The organism is Synechococcus sp. WC10meta, from assembly GCF_047461475.1.
Map to the genome: position 1 here is coordinate 26,987 of NZ_JANSHF010000008.1, position 15,231 is coordinate 42,217.

The window sequence follows — 15,231 nt, forward strand, 5'->3', positions numbered from 1 at the left end:
GGGGCGCCAAAGGGGGGGAGCCGCCCTACGCCCACCCCGCGTAGAAAGGAGAACGATGCAGAAGAAGGACCTCCTCTCTACGCCCGTGGTCCCCATTGACATCAAGGCCTTTGACGCCGGGCCCATCCTGGAGGCCATGGGCAGGACCGCCTTCCAGGCCAGGAACCTCTACCGGGCGGCGGAGATCTACCTGAAGATGCTGGAGGACGACGCCGCCGTCATCCTCACCCTGGCGGGGAGCCTGGTTTCCGCCGGGCAGGGCCTCATCATCCACGACCTCATCCGTAAGGGCCTGGTGGACGCCATCGTGGCCACGGGGGCCAACATCGTGGACCAGGACTTCTTTGAGGCCCTGGGCCACCGCCACTACCAGGGGGACCCCAAGGCCGACGACGAAACCTTAAGGCGGCTCTGGATTGACCGCATCTACGACACCTACATTGACGAGGAAGAGCTTCGCCACACCGACTACACCATCGCCGAGATCGCCGACGCCCTCCCGCCCCGCCCCTACTCCAGCCGGGAGTTCATCTGGCACATGGGCCGCTACCTGGCCGAAAGGGGCCTGGGGGAGAGGAGCATCGTCCGGGCCGCCTACGAGGAGGGGGTGCCCATCTTCGTCCCCGCCTTCTCCGACTCCTCGGCGGGCTTTGGGCTGGTCTACCACCAGGTCAAGCGCCCCGAGGCCCACGTCACCATAGACTCCGTGGCCGACTTCCGCGAGCTCACGGAGATCAAGCTGAAGGCGGGGACCACGGGCCTGGTGATGCTGGGGGGCGGGGTGCCCAAGAACTTCGCCCAGGACATCGTGGTGGCCGCCGAGGTGCTGGGCCATCAGGTGGAGATGCACAAGTACGCCATCCAGATCACCGTGGCCGATGAGCGGGACGGGGGGCTTTCCGGTTCCACCCTCTCCGAGGCCCAGAGCTGGGGCAAGGTGGACGCCGCCCTCTCCCAGATGGTCTTCGCCGAGGCCACCCTGGCCTTCCCCCTCCTGGCCTCCTACGTGTGGCACCGGGCCCCCATGAGGGCCAAGCGCCGCTACGCCGACCTCTTCCGGGCGGAAGTGCCCGCTTAAGCACCCCGCCGCGGCAAGTTTTGGGGGCGGCTTTACCGCCCCCCTTTCTTTTGGTAGACTCCTGGCAAATGCCCGACGAGCTAAAGGCCTACCTGAAGGAGCGCTTTGGCGTTTCCGCCGCCCTTTCCCCCGGGCGGTTTGAAGCCGAGGTGGCCAAAAGGGTGGGGAGCCCCGCCAAGCGGGAGCCCCTCCTCAGAGCCTGGCGGGCCTACCTCTCAGGCGGGGGGAGGGAGGCGGTGCGAAGTTTCTACCGGGAGGTGCTGAAGGTCCCCAAGGGGGAGGCCCTGGTCTACGGCATGCACCTCCCCTTCCTGGAGTTTTACGCCAGGGAGGTGCCGGGGAGGCTGGAGGGGGAGGTCCTCGAGGTGGGGGCCTTCACCGGGGCTTTGGTGGGGTACCTGAAACTAAAGCGCCCGGAGCTCGCCTTCCACGCCCTGGACGGGGTGGAAGAGGCGGTGGAGGCCGGCAGGAAGCGGGTGCCGGAGGTGACTTGGCACCTGGGCTGGGCGGAGGAGGCGGAGCTGCCGCCCTTTGATACCCTCCTCCTCCTCTCCGTCTTTCCCGAGGGCCTGGTGGACCAGGAGCTGGAGAGCCGCCTGCCCCCCGAGGCCTTCTGGAAGCGCTTCTCCTTTTTTGAGCGCCTGCCCCAGTTCGTGCGCTTCTTAAGGCCGGGGGGGCTTCTCGTCTACGGCCACGGCCCCTTTTTGGGGAAGAGCCCGGAAGGGGTGGAGGAGGGGCTGAGGCGCCTGGGCTTTTGGCAGGTGGAGCGGGTGGGGGAGGGGGAGTACTTCCTGGTCCTGGCCCGCAAGCCCGAGGTCCTGGAGGAGGCCTTCCTGGAAGAGGAGGCCTTGGAGGAGCTCTTCGCCGAGCCTGTGCCCGTCATGGCTCGGGGGCTGGACCTGGAGGAGGTCCGGGCCCTCCTGGAAGAGGGGGCCTACAAGGAGGTCCTGGCCCGGGTCCCCGAGGAGGCCGAAGGGGAGGCCGCCTACCTGCGGGGGCGGGCCCTTTACGCCCTCTCTCGCTACGCCGAGGCGGAGGAGGCCCTGAAGCGGGCCTTTTCCGAGGAGGCTGAGGACCTGAGGGCCTTGGTCCTGGTGGAGCTCGGGGAGTACGAGCGGGCCAAGCGCCGCCTCGAGGGCCTGGCCCCCCGGGGCGGGCGGTACCGCCTGGCCCTGGGGCGGGTCTACCTGGCGGAGGGGCGGTACGCCGACGCCCTCAGGCAGTTCGTGGAGTCCGGGCTTCCCGAGGCCGAGGTCTACGCCAGGGAGGCCCTGGAGCGCATCGCCGAGCGGATGCGCCGCTTCGCCCGGGAGGGGGAGTGGGCGGAGGTGAGCCGCCGGGCGGAGTTTGTGGAGGATCTCTCCCCGGGCCTCCTCACCCGGGAGATGCTCCGGCTTGGGCTTAAGGCGGCCCTCCTCCAGGGGCTTTTCGCCCGGGCCAAGCGGTACGCCAGAAGGCTCGCCGACCTGGGCGAAGCCGAGGGCTTCTTGGGCCTGGCCCTGGCCGGGCTTCGGCTGCGCTCCCCCCTGGAATACCGGGGCGAGGACCTGAAGGCGGTGGAGCCCTACCTGACCGAGGCCCTGGCCCGGGAGGAGATCCCCGAGGCCCTTCTCCTCCTGGGCATCCTACGCCGCCGGGAGGGGCGGCTTCACGAGGCCCTGCGCCTTTTGGAGCGGGCGAGCCGCCACGGGGAGGGGGAGGTGGCGGGCCTGGCCTTCCACCACCTGGCGGAGGTGAAGCGGGCCCTCAGGCGCCCCCTCAAGGAGGTCCTGGGGGACCACAAGCGGGCCCACGCCCTCAAGGCCTACCCCGCCCCCTACCTCTTCCGCCTGGCCCAGGAGGCCCTAAAGGGCGGGGAGGAGGTGCTGGCCCGGGAACTCCTCTCCCGGGCCCGGGACGCGGGGCTGGAGGAGGTGGCCGAGGCGGACCTCAAGGGGCTTCTCGCCCTTCTGGAGCGCCTCGAGGGGCCCTTCGCCGCCTTCAGCGTGCTCTACCAGGCCCTGGCCCATACGCCGAGTCCCCCTCTGGAGCTTCTGGCCCTGGCCTACCGCCTCTCCCGCGCCTTCCCGGAAAGCCCCGAGGCGGAGGCGGTGCGGGGCCAGTACCTGGCGGCCCTCTACGGGGCGGGCCGGGTGGAGGAGGCGGAAAGGGTTCTCCTGGCCGAGCACCAGGAGCGCCCCCAGGCCCTGGAGGTCCTCTTTGACCTGGCGGAGCACCACGAGGCCAAAGGGGAGTGGAAGAAGGCGGCGGAGTACTGGCAGAAGGCCCTGGAGGTGGCCCTCTACCGGGAGAAGGACCTGGCCCAGGCCCGGGAGATCCTGAAGAACCTCCTCTTCCTGCGGCCTGGCGACGAGAGCCTTTCCCTCTACCTGGAGGAGCTTAGGGAGGTGAGCCAGGCCCTAAAGGCCCTTGGGGAGGAGGCCCCCCAGGTTCCCGGGAAGGAGGCCCTCGTGGAGGAGGCTTTGCCCCGCTTCCACGGGGAGCACCTGGTGGTGGTGGGGGGGCACACCCAGCTCCGGAGCCGCCTCACCCCCCTCTTGGAGGCCCGGGGCCTCAAGGTGGACTGGTACGATGCCGACACCGCCGGGGTAGGGAAGGAGGCCTTACGGCGCATCCTGGGCCGCCTGGAGAAGGCCCACGGCCTCATGATCGTCTCCAGTTACGTGGGCCACGACCTCTCGGAGCCGGTGCGCCTCGAGGCGGAGCGCCTGGGGGTTCCCGTCCACGTCATCCCCGGGCGGGCCCGGGGGAGCACGGGCTTCTTGAGGGCCCTCAAGGCCTTCGCCCCGGAGATCTTCAAGAAGGCCCTCAAGGGGGTACAGTGAGGCCTATGGAGGCTCTGAAGCTGGGCTACTCCCCCTGCCCCAACGACACCTACATCTTCTACGCCCTGGCCCACGGCCTGGTGGCGACGCCCCGCCCGGTGGAGGTGGTCTTGGAGGACGTGGAGACCCTGAACCGCTGGGCCCTGGAAGGCAGGCTTCCCCTCACCAAGCTCTCCTACGCCGCCTACGGCCGGGTGCGGGAGAGGTATGTGGCCTTGAGGAGCGGGGGGGCCCTGGGCCGGGGGGTGGGACCCCTCCTGGTGGCCCGGGGGCCTTTGGGAGACCTCCGGGGGGCGCGGGTGGCCATCCCCGGGCGGAACACCACGGCCTTCCTCCTCCTTTCCCTCTACGGGGAGGGGTTTTCGCCGGTGGAGGTGCGCTACGACCAGATCCTGCCCATGGTGGCCCGGGGGGAGGTGGAGGCGGGCCTCATCATCCACGAAAGCCGCTTCACCTACCCCCAGTACGGCCTGGTGAAGCTTCTGGACCTGGGGGCGTGGTGGGAGGAGCGGACGGGCCTGCCCCTGCCCCTGGGGGCCATCCTGGCCCGGCGGGACCTGGGGGAGGAGCTCATCCGCGCCCTGGACGGGGCGGTGCGGCGGAGCCTAGAGTACGCCCACGCCCACCCCGAGGAGGTCCTGCCTTACCTCAAGGCCCACGCCCAGGAGCTCTCCGAGGAGGTCATCTGGGCCCACGTGCGCACCTACGTGAACGCCTACTCCCTGGACGTGGGGGAGGAAGGGCAAAGGGCGGTGGAAAGGCTCTTCGCCGAGGCCGAGGCCCGGGGGCTTTTGCCTTCCTCCTCGGCCCCCCTCTTTCTGTAGACTCAGGGCATGTTCCAGGAGCTTGGCCCCAAAGCCCGCCAGGCGGCCGCCCGGGCCTTCAGGCCCCTAAGGGTGCGGCGGGGAAGCGTCCTCTACCGGGAAGGGGACGAGGTGGAGGGGCTTTACCTGGTGCGGGAGGGGTTCATCTGGCTAGGGGACGCCCGGGTGGAGCCCGCCACCCTGGGCGTGGTGGGGCCTGGGGGGCTCTTTGGCGAGGAGGCCCTGGTGGGGGAAAGGGCGCGCACCTTGGCGGCCACGGCCCTCACCTACGCCGAGCTCCTCTTCGCCCCCAAGGAGGAGCTTGCGGCCCTCCTCGAGGCCTTCCCCGAGGCCCAGGGCTTCTTCCTCAAGGCCCTTTACGCCCGCCTCAAGGCGGCGGAGGCGCGGCTTTGGGAGGCGCGCCACCTCTCCGTAGCCCAGCGCCTGGCCCGCCTCCTCCTGGCCCTTGGGCCGGGCGAGGTGGGGCTTTCCCACCAGGACCTGGCCCGGATGGTGGGGGCCACCCGGGAGACGGTGACCAAGCTCCTGGGGGAGTGGGCCCTTAGGGGCGTGGTGGACCTGGGCTACCGGCGGCTTCAGGTCCTGGACCCCAAGGCCCTTGCCCGCCTGGGCGAGGCCCTATAGGCTTGGAAGGGTGGAACCCGCCGCCTTGGCCCGGCTCCTGGACCTCCCCCAAGGGGAGGAGGCCCTGAGGGCCCGCCTGGGCCGGGAGGGGCACCCCGGGCTTAACGGGGCCCTGGAAGCCTACCTCAAGCGCCTCTCTGCCCCCAAGGCGGTCCTGGAGGCCCTCGCCGCCCTGAAGGTGGGGGCGGTGGTCACGGGCCAGCAGGCGGGGCTTCTCGGTGGCCCCGCCCTCACCTTTTACAAGGCCCACACCGCCTTGGGCCTGGCGGGGCGGGTGGGGGCGGCGGGGGTCTTCTGGGTGGCCTCCCAGGACCACGATGTGGAGGAGGTGCGCCACCTCCACCTCCTCCTGGACGAGGAGGTCCGCACCCTCTCCCTCCCCCTGCCCCCCCTGCCCTCGGGCCGCATCCCCTTAGCCCCCTACCGGGAGGCCCTGGTGGCCTTCCTGGGGCCCTGGGCCAGGGAAGAGCGGGTGGCCTACGCCCTCGAGGGCCAGACCCTCTCCGAGTTCTTCGCCCGGGTGCTCCTCGCCTTTTTGGGGGAGCGGGGCCTCATCCCCTTTGACCCCATGGCCGAGGAGCTCGCCCCCCTCTTCCGGGAGGCCCTGGAGCGGGAGCTTTCCGACCCCCTGGCCAGCGCCGAGGCCATCAACCAGGAGGCGGCCCGGATCCGGGCCCTGGGGGGCAAGCCCCCTCTGGGGCGGAAGCCCGGGGCCACCAACCTCTTCCTGGAGACCGACGCCCGCCGCCTCCTCCACTACAGCGAAGGAAGCTTCACCGACGGGGTCCGCCGCTACAGCAAGAAGGAGCTTCTGGAGATCCTCCAGGCCGATCCCGCCCGCCTCACCCCGGCGGCGGGCCTGAGGCCTGTGCTCCAGGACCTGGTCCTGCCCACGGCGGGCTTCGTGGTGGGGCCCAACGAGTTCCGCTATGTGGCGGAGCTTTCCCGGGTCTACGCCCTCTATGGCCTTCCCATGCCGGCCCTCTTCCTCAGGATGCAGGGGGTGGTCCTGGAACCCCCCATCCGCCGCATCCTGGAGCGCTACGCCCTGGACCCCTGGGCCTTCGTGGACCGGGGGGAGGAGGCCTTCTTGGAGGCGGCCAGAGGGGCCCTCGAGGGCTTCCGGGAGGTGGAAAGCGCCTTGGCCCACCTCCAAAAGGAGGTGGAGGCCTTAAGGGAAAGGGCCCGGGCCCTGGAGCCCACCTTGGACCGCCCCTTCCGCCGCTTCGGGGCCCGGCTTAAGGGGGAAGGGGAGAGGCTTCTTAAGAAGGTCCTCCGGGCCAGGCTAGCCAAGGACGCCACCCTCCTCCACCACCTGGAGCGGCTTAAGCGCCACCTGAGGCCTTTTGGCCTTCCCCAGGAGCGGGTCTACCCCTTCGCCATGTACGCCCTGCGCCACGGGAACGCCCTGGCAAGGCTCCAGGAGGCCCCCCTGGAGGGGCGGGCGGTGATCCCGCTGTGATAAGTGCCCCGCCGCGGCAAGAGCCACGGCGGGGGTCCCAAAAGGACGTACCAGAGCCTATTGGCCCCATACTGGCCCCAGCCAGCATGGGGGCCAAAGAAGGGGGGAGCGTATAAAATGGGGCCAGGGTATGAAGCGCCTCGCCTTCCTCCTCCTGGCTCTTTTCCTTCCCCTCGCCCTCCTCCCCTCGGGGAGGACCCAGGAGAAAGACCTCCTCCTCCGGGTGCTCCTCAGGGAGGCGCCCCGGGGCGAGACCGTGGTCCTGAAGACCCCGGAAGGGGAGGTGCGGGCCCTTTTGGGCGGGGAGGGGGTGGTGGTGGAGGGCCGGGCCTACCCCTACCTGGACCTCCCGGTGCCCTACTTCACCCTGGGGGGCCGGGCCTACCGGGGTGGGGTGCGCCTCCTTCCCCAGGGGGGAAGGCTTCTGGTGGTGAACCTGGTCCTTCTGGAGGACTACCTCCTGGGGGTCCTGCCGGGGGAGATGCCCGAGGGGTTCCCCCTCGAGGCCCTGAAGGCCCAGGCGGTGGTGGCCCGCACCTTCGCTGTAAGCCGCCTGGACCCCAGGGCCCCCTACGACCTCTGCGCCGACGAAAGGTGCCAGGTCTACCTGGGGCTTTCCGCCGAGAAGCCCCGGTACCAGGAGGCCGTGGCCGCCACCCGGGGCCAGGTCCTGAGCTACGGGGGGCAGGCCATCACCGCCCTCTACCACGCCGACTCCGGGGGCATGACGGCGGGGAGCGAGGAGATCTTCCAGAAGGCCCTTCCCTACCTGCGCCCCCGGCCCGACCCCTACACCCGCAAAACCTCCTGGCGCTACCAGGTGAGCCCGGCCCAGGCGGAAAAGGCCCTCAGATCCCTTGGTCTCGCCCCCCGGAGCCAGGACCCGCCCCAGGTGCTGGAGAGGACCGCCTCGGGCCGGGTCTTCCGGGTGCGCCTCATGGGGGTGGAGGTGCGGGGTCCCGAGGCCCAGCGCCTCCTCCGCCTCATGGGCCTGCCCTCGGCCCTGGCGGACTTCCAGGGCTTTGAGGCCGTGGGCCAGGGGGTGGGGCATGGGGTGGGCCTCTCCCAGTGGGGGGCCAAGGGGATGGCGGAGGCGGGCTTCGGCTACCGGGAAATCCTGGGCCATTACTTCCCCGGCACCTCCCTCTCCGACCTCCTCATCGGCCAGGCTTCCCCTCCCGCCTTAGCCCTGCGCTGAGCCCCCCGATACGATACGTAGCATGCTTCTTCCTACCCCCATCGGCCCCCTTTGGCTGGAGGTTTCCGCAAAAGGGGTGCGGCGTCTGGAGCCTGTCCTCTTTCCCCGGGGCCAGGAGGCGGAGGGGCCTTTGGCGGAGCGGGTGGCTGAGGGCGTGGCCCGGTACTTCCGCGGGGAAAGGCCGGATTTCCTGAGCATCCCTCTGGATTATTCGGGCTTGAGCCCTTGGCGGGTGGCGGTTTACGAGGCCACCCGCCGCATCCCCTACGGCACCACCAGGAGCTACGGGGCCCTGGGCCGGGAGCTGGGCCTGCCCGCCAGGGCGGTGGGCATGGCCCTTCGCGCCTCGCCCTTCTTCCTCCTGGTCCCCGCCCACCGGGTGATCCACGCCGACGGGCGGCTTGGGGGCTTCGCCGGGCAGGAGGGGCTCAAGCTCTGGCTCCTCCGCTTTGAGGGGGCCCTCTAGACCTCCACCCAGACGGCCACGGAGAAGGGGGGAAGCTCGGGGCCGCAAAGCCGCCCCCCCATGGGCGTGCAGACCGCCCCGGAGAGGAGGTCCACCGCCTGGGAGCCCCGGGGCAGGGCCCCGTGCAGGGGGAAGTCCTGGCGGAAGGGGAAGGGGGTGGCGTTCACCACCACCAGGTAGGGTCCCCGGGTGAAGGCCAGGTGGCCGTCCACGGCGTAGATGCGGGTGTAGGGGGCGGTGCGGAGCTCGGGGTGCTCCTTGCGGAGCCGGGCCAGGCGCTTCACGCTCTCCCGGATCCCCTTCTTCCAGCGCCCCTCCTCCCAGATCATCCCGCCCCGGTTTTCCGGGTCGTGCCCCCCCTCGAGGCCCACCTCCTCCCCGTAGTAGACCGTGGGGCTTCCCGGAAGGAGGAAGAGGAGGGAGAGGGCCAGCCTCGCCCGGTCGGCGTCCCCTCTGAGGAGGGTGAGGAGCCTGGGGGTGTCGTGGGAGGTGAGGAGGTTCATCTGGGCCCGGACCACCTCCGGGCGGTAGCGGCTGAAGAGGTTCTCCAGGCGGTGGCTGAAGGCCAGGGCCTGGAGGGGCTCTATCCGCCCCAGGCCCGTGCGCCCGGAAAGCTCCTGGTCCAGGGCCTCCCCGCCCACGAAGCCCAGGACGGCCCGGGCCAGGGGGTAGTTCATGGTGGCGTCAAACATGTCGCCCTGAAGCCAGAAGTCCGCCTCCTCCCAGATCTCCCCCACGATGTAGGCCTCCGGGTTAGCCCCCTTGACCCGGCGGCGGAAGGCCCGCCAGAACTCGGGGTCTTGGATCTCGTTGGGGACGTCCAGCCGCCAGCCGTCGGCCCCGAAGCGGATCCAGTGCTCGGCCACGCCGAGGAGGTACTCCCGCACCGCCGGCGTTTCCACCTTCAGCTTGGGGAGCTCGGGGTTGCCCCACCAGGCCTCGTAGTTGGGGTGGGGGCTGTAGGCGTTTAGGGGAAAGCCCTTCACGTAGTACCAGTCCCGGTAGGGGCTTTCCGGGCCGTTTTCCAGAAGGTGCTGGAAGGCGAAGAAGCCCCGCCCGGTGTGGTTGAAGACCCCGTCCAGGATGACCCGGATGCCGTGGGCGTGGGCCACCTCCAGGAGGTGCCTTAGGGCGGCGTTACCCCCCAGCACGGGGTCCACCTGGAGGTAGTCCGTGGTGTGGTAGCGGTGGTTGGCGGTGGAGGCGAAGACGGGGTTCAGGTAGAGGGCCTCCACGCCCAGGTCCACCAGGTAGGGGATCTTCTCCGCCACGCCGAAGAGGGTGCCCCCCTTGAAGCCCCGCAGGGTGGGCGGGGCCTCCCAGGGCTCAAAGGGCCCCGTGGGGGCGGGCTTGCCCGGCGGGCCTGCCCGGAAGAATCGGTCGGGAAAGACTTGATAGAAGAAGGCGCCCTCGTACCAGGCCACGGGGGCCAGTGTACCACAGGAAAAAGGTGCCTGGGTCACAAAAATCCTTGCCCCATGGGGCCCCCTCTGGTATCCTTCCGGGGTGGAGGGTATGCGGGGGCGGCTTTTCGTGATGACCGGGGCCAGCGGGGTGGGGAAGGGCACGGTGCGGGCCAAGGTGCTGGAGCGCACCCGCCTCTTCTACTCCATCTCCATGACCACCCGTCCCCCCCGCCCGGGGGAGCGGCACGGGGTGGACTACTACTTTGTTGACCGTCCCACCTTTGAGGCCCTCCTCGAGGAGGAGGGGTTTCTGGAGCACGCCGAGTACGTGGGCCACCTCTACGGCACCCCAAAAGCCCCGGTGGAGCGGGCCCTGGAGCGGGGGGAGGACGTCCTCCTGGAGATTGAGGTCCAGGGGGCCTTGCAGGTGAAGGGCAAGATCCCTGAGGCGGTCCTCATCTTCCTCCTTCCTCCCTCCCTCTCCGAGCTCAAGAAGCGCCTGGTCTTCCGGGGCACCGACGGGCCCGAGAAGATCGCGAGGCGCCTGGAGCAGGCGGAGTGGGAGATAAGGAACGCCCACCTCTTTGACTACGTGGTGGTCAACGACGTGCTGGAGGAGGCGGTGGCCGACTTCCTGGCCATCATCACCGCCGAGCGCCGCCGCCGGGAGCGCATGGGGGAGGCTTTGCGGAAGGCTTTGGAGCGGGACGAGGTTTTGGAAAGGGATCTGGACGAGATCTTGAGGAGGAACTATGGCGGAACCGGGCATTGACAAGCTCTTCGGCATGGTGGACTCCAAGTACCGGCTCACGGTGGTGGTGGCCAAACGCGCCCAGCAGCTTCTGCGCCACCGCTTTAAGAACACCGTTTTGGAGCCGGAGGAGAGGCCCAAGATGCGCACCCTCGAGGGCCTCTTTGACGACCCCAACGCCGTCACCTGGGCCATGAAGGAGCTTTTGACGGGGCGGCTGGTCTTCGGGGAGAACCTGGTGCCCGAGGACCGGCTTCAGAAGGAGATGGAAAGGCTCTACCCCACCGAAGAGGAGGCCTAGGTGGCCCGGGTCCTGGTGGCGGTGACCGGCGGGGTGGCCGCCATCAAGGCCCCCCACCTCCTCCGCCTCCTCCGGGCCCGCGGCCACGAGGTGCGGGTCCTGGCCACGCCCAGGGCCCTGGAGTTCATCACCCCCCTTTCCCTGGCGGTGGCCGCCGGGGGGGAGGTGGCCACGGAGGAGGCCTGGTTCCGCCCCGACGGCCGGGCCCTCCACATAGACCTGGCCCGCTGGGCCGAGGTGGTCCTGGTGGCCCCGGCCACCGCCGAGGCCATGGCCAAGGCCGCCTTGGGCCTGGCCGACGACCTCCTTTCCGCCACCTTGCTGGCGGGGGCCAGGCGGGTGGCCTGGGCCCCGGCCATGAACGAGGCCATGTGGCTTGCCCCCCAGACCCAGGGCCACGCCGAGAGGCTCAAGGCCCTGGGCCACGCCGTCTTCGGCCCCGGCTACGGCCCTCTGGCGGCGGTGGGGGAGGGGGAGGGGTGGGGGCGGATGCTGGAGCCCGAGGAGCTTTTGGAGCGCCTCGAGGCCTTCCTCGCCCCCAAGGACCTCCTGGGCCTGAGGCTTCTGGTCTCCGCCGGGCCCACCCGGGAGTACCTGGACCCGGTCCGCTTCATCTCCAACCCCTCCTCGGGGAGGATGGGCTACGCCGTGGCCGAGGCCGCCCGGGACCGGGGGGCGGAGGTGGTCCTGGTCAGCGGCCCCACCTGCCTGAAGGCCCCCTGGGGCGTGGAGGTGGTCCGGGTGGAAAGCGCCCTGGAGATGCGCCAGGCCATCTTGGAGCGCTACCCCTGGGCGAAGGCGGTGGTCATGGCGGCCGCCGTGGCCGACTACCGCCCGGCGGAGGTCCTAAAGGACAAGGAGCCCAAGGCGGAGGCGGAGAAGACCATCCGCCTCGTTCCCAACCCCGACATCCTCAAGGAGCTCGGGGAGCGGAAGGAGGGGAGGGTCTTGGTGGGCTTCGCCATGGAGACCGCTTCTGGCCTGGAGCGGGCCCAGGAAAAGCTCCGCCGCAAGAACCTGGACCTCATCGCCCTAAACTGGGTGAACCGGGAAGGGGTGGGCTTCGGCTCCCCCGAGAACGAGGTGGTCCTCATCGCGCGGGATGGGCGGGTTCTGGAGCTACCCCGCATGGAAAAACGCCAGGTGGCCCACCGTATACTGGACCTGGTCAAGGAGTTCTGGAAACCTTGAGGTGCGTATGCGAAGCAAGGAGGAGCGGCACCGCGCCATCCAGGAGATCGTGCGCCGGGAGGAGATCGGCACCCAGAAGGAGCTGGTGGAGAGGCTCAGGCAGATGGGCTTTGACGTGACCCAGGCCACGGTGAGCCGGGACATCACCGAGCTGCGCCTGGCCCGGGTGGCCCTGGGCAAGGGGCGGCACAAGTACGTCCTGCCCTCCCTGGAGCTTCCCGAGGACATCTACGAGGAGCTGAAGCGGCAGTTTGGCCTCTTCGTGAAGGACGTGGACCGGGGGGGGAACATCCTGGTGGTGAAGACCGCCGAGGGGCACGCCTCCGGCATCGCCCTCCTCGTGGACCGCCTGCGGCGGGACGAGATCGTGGGCACCCTGGCGGGGGAGGACACCATCCTGGTGGTGGCCCGGACCGAGGAGGCGGCGCGGGCCCTGGAGGAGGAGTTCGGGGAGCTTCTTGTGGCGGGCAAGCGCCTTAGGTGACGTGGAGTTCTTCCTCAAGTCCTTCCTCACCCTCTTCGTGGTCATGGACCCGGTGGGGCTGGTGCCCGTGTTTTTGGCCCTGGCCGGGGACCGGCCCCCAAGGGAGCAGGCCCGCATCGCCAGAAAGGCGGTCCTGGTGGCAGGGGCGGTCCTCACCTTCTTTTTCTTCTTCGGGCGGGAGCTTCTGGCCTACTTGGGCATCAGCCTGGACGCCCTCAGGGTGGCGGGGGGGATCCTCCTTTTCCGCATCGCCACCGAGATGGTCTTCGCCCACCACGAGCGGGAGACGGAGGAGGAGGCCAAAGAGGCCCTGGAGCGGGCGGACATCTCCGTCTTTCCCCTGGCCATCCCCCTGATCGCCGGGCCCGGGGCCCTGGCGAGCCTCCTGGTCCTGGGGGCGGAGGCGGGGCGGGCCCCCATGGGCGTGGGGGTGGTCCTCCTCACGGCCTTCTTGGTCCTGGCCCTGGCCTACCTCTTCCTGCGGGCGGCGGCCAGCGTGCGCCGGGCCTTGGGGCGGACCGGGGTCAACGTGGTGACCCGGGTCCTGGGCCTCCTCCTGGCGGCCCTGGCGGTGCAGTACGTGGCGGGCGGGGTCAAGGGCCTCCTTTAGCCCGCTTGTTTTGGTACATGCGGCGGTCCGCCTCGGCCAGGGTCGCCTCCGGGCTCTCCGCCCCCACCTCTAGGCTCCCGGCGGCCACGCTGTAGGGCAGGCTTTCCCGGAGCCTGGCGATCAGGGCGGGGGCGTCCTCGCCCTTTAGGCCCGGGTGCAGGCTCACGAACTCGTCGCCGCCTAGGCGGAAGGCCAGGTCCCGCTAGGTTCACGGCGCCTCCAGAAGAAGCCGGGCGTGGGAGAGGGCGGCCTCCGTGTACTGGCCGGAGAGGAGGCGGGCCAGCTCCCGCACCCGCTCCTCCCCTTCCAGGACCTCTAGGCGCACCTCCTCCCCCTCCTTGACCACCCGCAGGTGGCGGTGGGCCTTGGCGGCGATCTGGGGCAGGTGGGTGACCACCAGGACCTGCCGGGTCTGGGCCAGGCGGGCTAGGCGCTCGGCCACCTTCCAGGCGGTCTCCCCCCCTAGCCCCGTGTCCACCTCGTCAAAGACCACGGTGGGGGCCTCGGCCCCGGTCAGGAGGGCTAAAGCCAGGGCCAGCCGGGAAAGCTCCCCGCCGCTCATGGCGCTCAGGGGCGCGGGGGGGAGGTGGGGGTTGGCGGAGAAGCGGAAGGCCACTTCCTCCAGGCCCGAGGGTCCAGGCTCCGGCAAAGGCTTCAGGTCCACCAGGAAGCGGGGCCTGGGGAAGCCGAGCTCCTTTAGCTCCCCCTCCATGCCCGCCATAAGCCTCCTCGCCGCCTCCTCCCGGGCCCGGCTCAGGGCCTCCCCGGCCTGGAGGAGGGCTTCTTGGGCCACCTGGAGCTCCCGCTCCACCTCCGCAAGCCGGGCCTCCCCCCCTTCCAGCCGGGCAAGCTCCTCCTCCGCCCTTTTCCCGTAGGCCAGGACCTCCTCCAGGGTGGGGCCGTACTTGCGCTTCAGGCGCTCCAGGAGGTTTAGCCTTTCCTCCAGGTAGGCCAGGCGCTCCGGGTCCCCCTCCAGGCCCTCCAGGTAGGCCGAAAGCTCCGCCGCCACCGCCCGCGCCCCCTCCAAAGCCGCCTCCAGGTCCTGGGCCAGGGCCTCGAGGGCCCGGTCGTAGCGGGCCCCGGACCTGAGCTCGCGGAAGGCGGCTTCCAAAGCCTCCAAAGCCCCTTCCTCCATGAGGGCCTGGGCCCTGGCCGCCCGCTCTTTGAGGGCCTCCAGGTGGCGAAGCCTCCGGGCCTCCTCCAGAAGGGCCTCGTCCTCGCCGGGCTGGACCCTGGCCCCCTGGATCTCCGCAAGCTGGAAGCGGAGGAGGTCTTCCCGGGCCCGCCTCTCCCGCAAAGCGGCCTCCAGGGCCTCCTTTTCCGCGAGGAGGGCCTGGTGGTGGGCGTAGGCCTCGGCGTAGCGGGCGAGGAGGGCGGGGTCCAGGAGGGCATCCAGAACCTCCCGCTGCCTCCTGGGGGAGAGGAGGGCCAAGGCGGTGTGCTGGGCATGGAGGGAGAGGCGCTTTTGGGCCTCCTCCTCCAGCTCCTTTAGGCTCACCACCTCCCCGTCAATCCGGGGGGTGGAGCGGCCCCCCACCCTCCGGGAGAGGACCTTGGGCTCGGGCCCCTGGAAGAAGGCCGTGACCAGGAGGCTGTCCCCGAAAGGCCCCACCATGCCCTCGGGTCTCGCCCCCAGGAGGAGGGCCAGGGCGTCCACCAGGAGGCTCTTCCCCGCCCCCGTCTCCCCGGTGAGGACGTTGAGGCCCGGGGCGAGCTCCAAGACCGCCTCGCGGATCACGGCCAGGTTCTGGACCTCGAGGCGCTGCAGCATCCCCCTCATTGTAGGTCAGCGCCCAGGGGGAACTCTTCCTCCCTGACCCGAATCCGCTCTCCCTTCAGGTGGGGAAAGACGCGAGCCAACTTGTTAAGCTGTCGCTTTATATCCTTTGCGCTGAATTGCACACAAAGTTTATGGCCGTCTGGCAGAGGCTTGTGGTGTAGTACACCCGCGTAGTCCGGGGGCAGGACTTTTAGAACCTGGCGGGCTTTGGCGGGGTCGCTTCCGTAGCAC

The 15,231-nt window shown here is 70.1% G+C and carries 16 protein-coding genes; 12 read left to right on the top strand and 4 right to left on the bottom strand.

Annotated features, from left to right (window positions below; genetic code table 11):
- Positions 1–55 precede the first annotated feature (55 nt).
- The 7 genes from NW804_RS05690 (at position 56) to NW804_RS05720 (ending at position 8,477) form a co-directional block, all read left to right on the top strand.
- Complete coding sequence (locus NW804_RS05690) at positions 56–1,078, top strand: 1,9-bis(guanidino)-5-aza-nonane synthase (RefSeq protein WP_053768594.1); 1,023 nt, start codon at positions 56–58, stop codon at positions 1,076–1,078.
- 68 nt (positions 1,079–1,146) lie between these two features.
- Positions 1,147–3,903: a hypothetical protein gene (locus tag NW804_RS05695; RefSeq protein WP_414423072.1), complete on the top strand. Its 2,757-nt coding sequence runs from the start codon at positions 1,147–1,149 to the stop codon at positions 3,901–3,903.
- A gap of 5 nt (positions 3,904–3,908) precedes the next feature.
- Positions 3,909–4,727: a menaquinone biosynthesis family protein gene (locus tag NW804_RS05700; RefSeq protein ID WP_003043991.1), complete on the top strand. Its 819-nt coding sequence runs from the start codon at positions 3,909–3,911 to the stop codon at positions 4,725–4,727.
- A 9-nt stretch (positions 4,728–4,736) separates the two neighbouring features.
- Positions 4,737–5,351, top strand: coding sequence for a Crp/Fnr family transcriptional regulator (locus NW804_RS05705; protein WP_414423073.1), 615 nt, complete (start codon positions 4,737–4,739; stop codon positions 5,349–5,351).
- 25 nt (positions 5,352–5,376) lie between these two features.
- Positions 5,377–6,813: a bacillithiol biosynthesis cysteine-adding enzyme BshC gene (gene bshC / locus NW804_RS05710; protein WP_414423074.1), complete on the top strand. Its 1,437-nt coding sequence runs from the start codon at positions 5,377–5,379 to the stop codon at positions 6,811–6,813.
- 256 nt (positions 6,814–7,069) lie between these two features.
- Positions 7,070–8,011, top strand: coding sequence for a SpoIID/LytB domain-containing protein (locus NW804_RS05715; protein ID WP_414423075.1), 942 nt, complete (start codon positions 7,070–7,072; stop codon positions 8,009–8,011).
- A 22-nt stretch (positions 8,012–8,033) separates the two neighbouring features.
- Positions 8,034–8,477: a methylated-DNA--[protein]-cysteine S-methyltransferase gene (locus tag NW804_RS05720; RefSeq protein WP_414423076.1), complete on the top strand. Its 444-nt coding sequence runs from the start codon at positions 8,034–8,036 to the stop codon at positions 8,475–8,477.
- On the opposite strand, the gene NW804_RS05725 is transcribed toward NW804_RS05720, so the two are convergent.
- Positions 8,474–9,940, bottom strand: a complete 1,467-nt coding sequence (locus tag NW804_RS05725; RefSeq protein ID WP_414423077.1) for a glycoside hydrolase family 13 protein — start codon at positions 9,938–9,940, stop codon at positions 8,474–8,476. The two genes, NW804_RS05720 and NW804_RS05725, sit on opposite strands and share 4 nt — an antisense overlap.
- A 52-nt stretch (positions 9,941–9,992) precedes the next feature.
- On the opposite strand from NW804_RS05725, the gene gmk reads away from it, so the two are divergent.
- From gmk to NW804_RS05750, 5 genes are read left to right on the top strand one after another with little or no spacing between them, the layout of a single operon-like run.
- On the top strand, positions 9,993–10,655 hold the full coding sequence (gene gmk, locus NW804_RS05730) for a guanylate kinase (RefSeq protein ID WP_414423078.1): 663 nt from the start codon (positions 9,993–9,995) through the stop codon (positions 10,653–10,655).
- Complete coding sequence (gene rpoZ, locus NW804_RS05735; RefSeq protein ID WP_414423079.1) at positions 10,636–10,935, top strand: DNA-directed RNA polymerase subunit omega; 300 nt, start codon at positions 10,636–10,638, stop codon at positions 10,933–10,935. The genes gmk and rpoZ overlap by 20 nt, the downstream gene beginning before the upstream one ends.
- Positions 10,936–12,126: a bifunctional phosphopantothenoylcysteine decarboxylase/phosphopantothenate--cysteine ligase CoaBC gene (coaBC, locus tag NW804_RS05740; protein WP_414423080.1), complete on the top strand. Its 1,191-nt coding sequence runs from the start codon at positions 10,936–10,938 to the stop codon at positions 12,124–12,126.
- A 7-nt stretch (positions 12,127–12,133) separates the two neighbouring features.
- Entirely contained in the window at positions 12,134–12,610 is a 477-nt protein-coding gene (gene argR, locus NW804_RS05745) for an arginine repressor (RefSeq protein ID WP_414423081.1), read from the top strand.
- Entirely contained in the window at positions 12,585–13,220 is a 636-nt protein-coding gene (locus NW804_RS05750) for a MarC family protein (RefSeq protein WP_414423082.1), read from the top strand. Before argR ends, NW804_RS05750 begins: the two co-directional genes overlap by 26 nt.
- Here the strand turns inward: NW804_RS05750 and NW804_RS05755 are convergent.
- From NW804_RS05755 to NW804_RS05765, 3 genes are all read right to left on the bottom strand, one after another.
- Positions 13,204–13,386, bottom strand: coding sequence for a hypothetical protein (locus NW804_RS05755; RefSeq protein WP_414423083.1), 183 nt, complete (start codon positions 13,384–13,386; stop codon positions 13,204–13,206). The two genes, NW804_RS05750 and NW804_RS05755, sit on opposite strands and share 17 nt — an antisense overlap.
- Positions 13,387–13,428: 42 nt before the next feature.
- Entirely contained in the window at positions 13,429–14,991 is a 1,563-nt protein-coding gene (locus NW804_RS05760) for a DNA repair protein RecN (RefSeq protein WP_414423084.1), read from the bottom strand.
- Between the two features lie 5 nt (positions 14,992–14,996).
- Positions 14,997–15,231: hypothetical protein (locus NW804_RS05765; RefSeq protein ID WP_414423085.1), on the bottom strand; the 235-nt coding region annotated here is incomplete at its 5' end.

Excerpts from the sequence above, each read along its gene's own strand:
- NW804_RS05690 (WP_053768594.1), top strand. The coding sequence starts at position 56 with ATGCAGAAGAAGGACCTCCTCTCTACGCCCGTGGTCCCCATTGACATC.
- rpoZ (WP_414423079.1), top strand. The coding sequence starts at position 10,636 with ATGGCGGAACCGGGCATTGACAAGCTCTTCGGCATGGTGGACTCCAAG.
- NW804_RS05760 (WP_414423084.1), bottom strand. The coding sequence starts at position 14,991 with ATGCTGCAGCGCCTCGAGGTCCAGAACCTGGCCGTGATCCGCGAGGCG.
- NW804_RS05695 (WP_414423072.1), top strand. The coding sequence starts at position 1,147 with ATGCCCGACGAGCTAAAGGCCTACCTGAAGGAGCGCTTTGGCGTTTCC.
- NW804_RS05705 (WP_414423073.1), top strand. The coding sequence starts at position 4,737 with ATGTTCCAGGAGCTTGGCCCCAAAGCCCGCCAGGCGGCCGCCCGGGCC.
- gmk (WP_414423078.1), top strand. The coding sequence starts at position 9,993 with ATGCGGGGGCGGCTTTTCGTGATGACCGGGGCCAGCGGGGTGGGGAAG.
- NW804_RS05700 (WP_003043991.1), top strand. The coding sequence starts at position 3,909 with ATGGAGGCTCTGAAGCTGGGCTACTCCCCCTGCCCCAACGACACCTAC.
- NW804_RS05720 (WP_414423076.1), top strand. The coding sequence starts at position 8,034 with ATGCTTCTTCCTACCCCCATCGGCCCCCTTTGGCTGGAGGTTTCCGCA.
- argR (WP_414423081.1), top strand. The coding sequence starts at position 12,134 with ATGCGAAGCAAGGAGGAGCGGCACCGCGCCATCCAGGAGATCGTGCGC.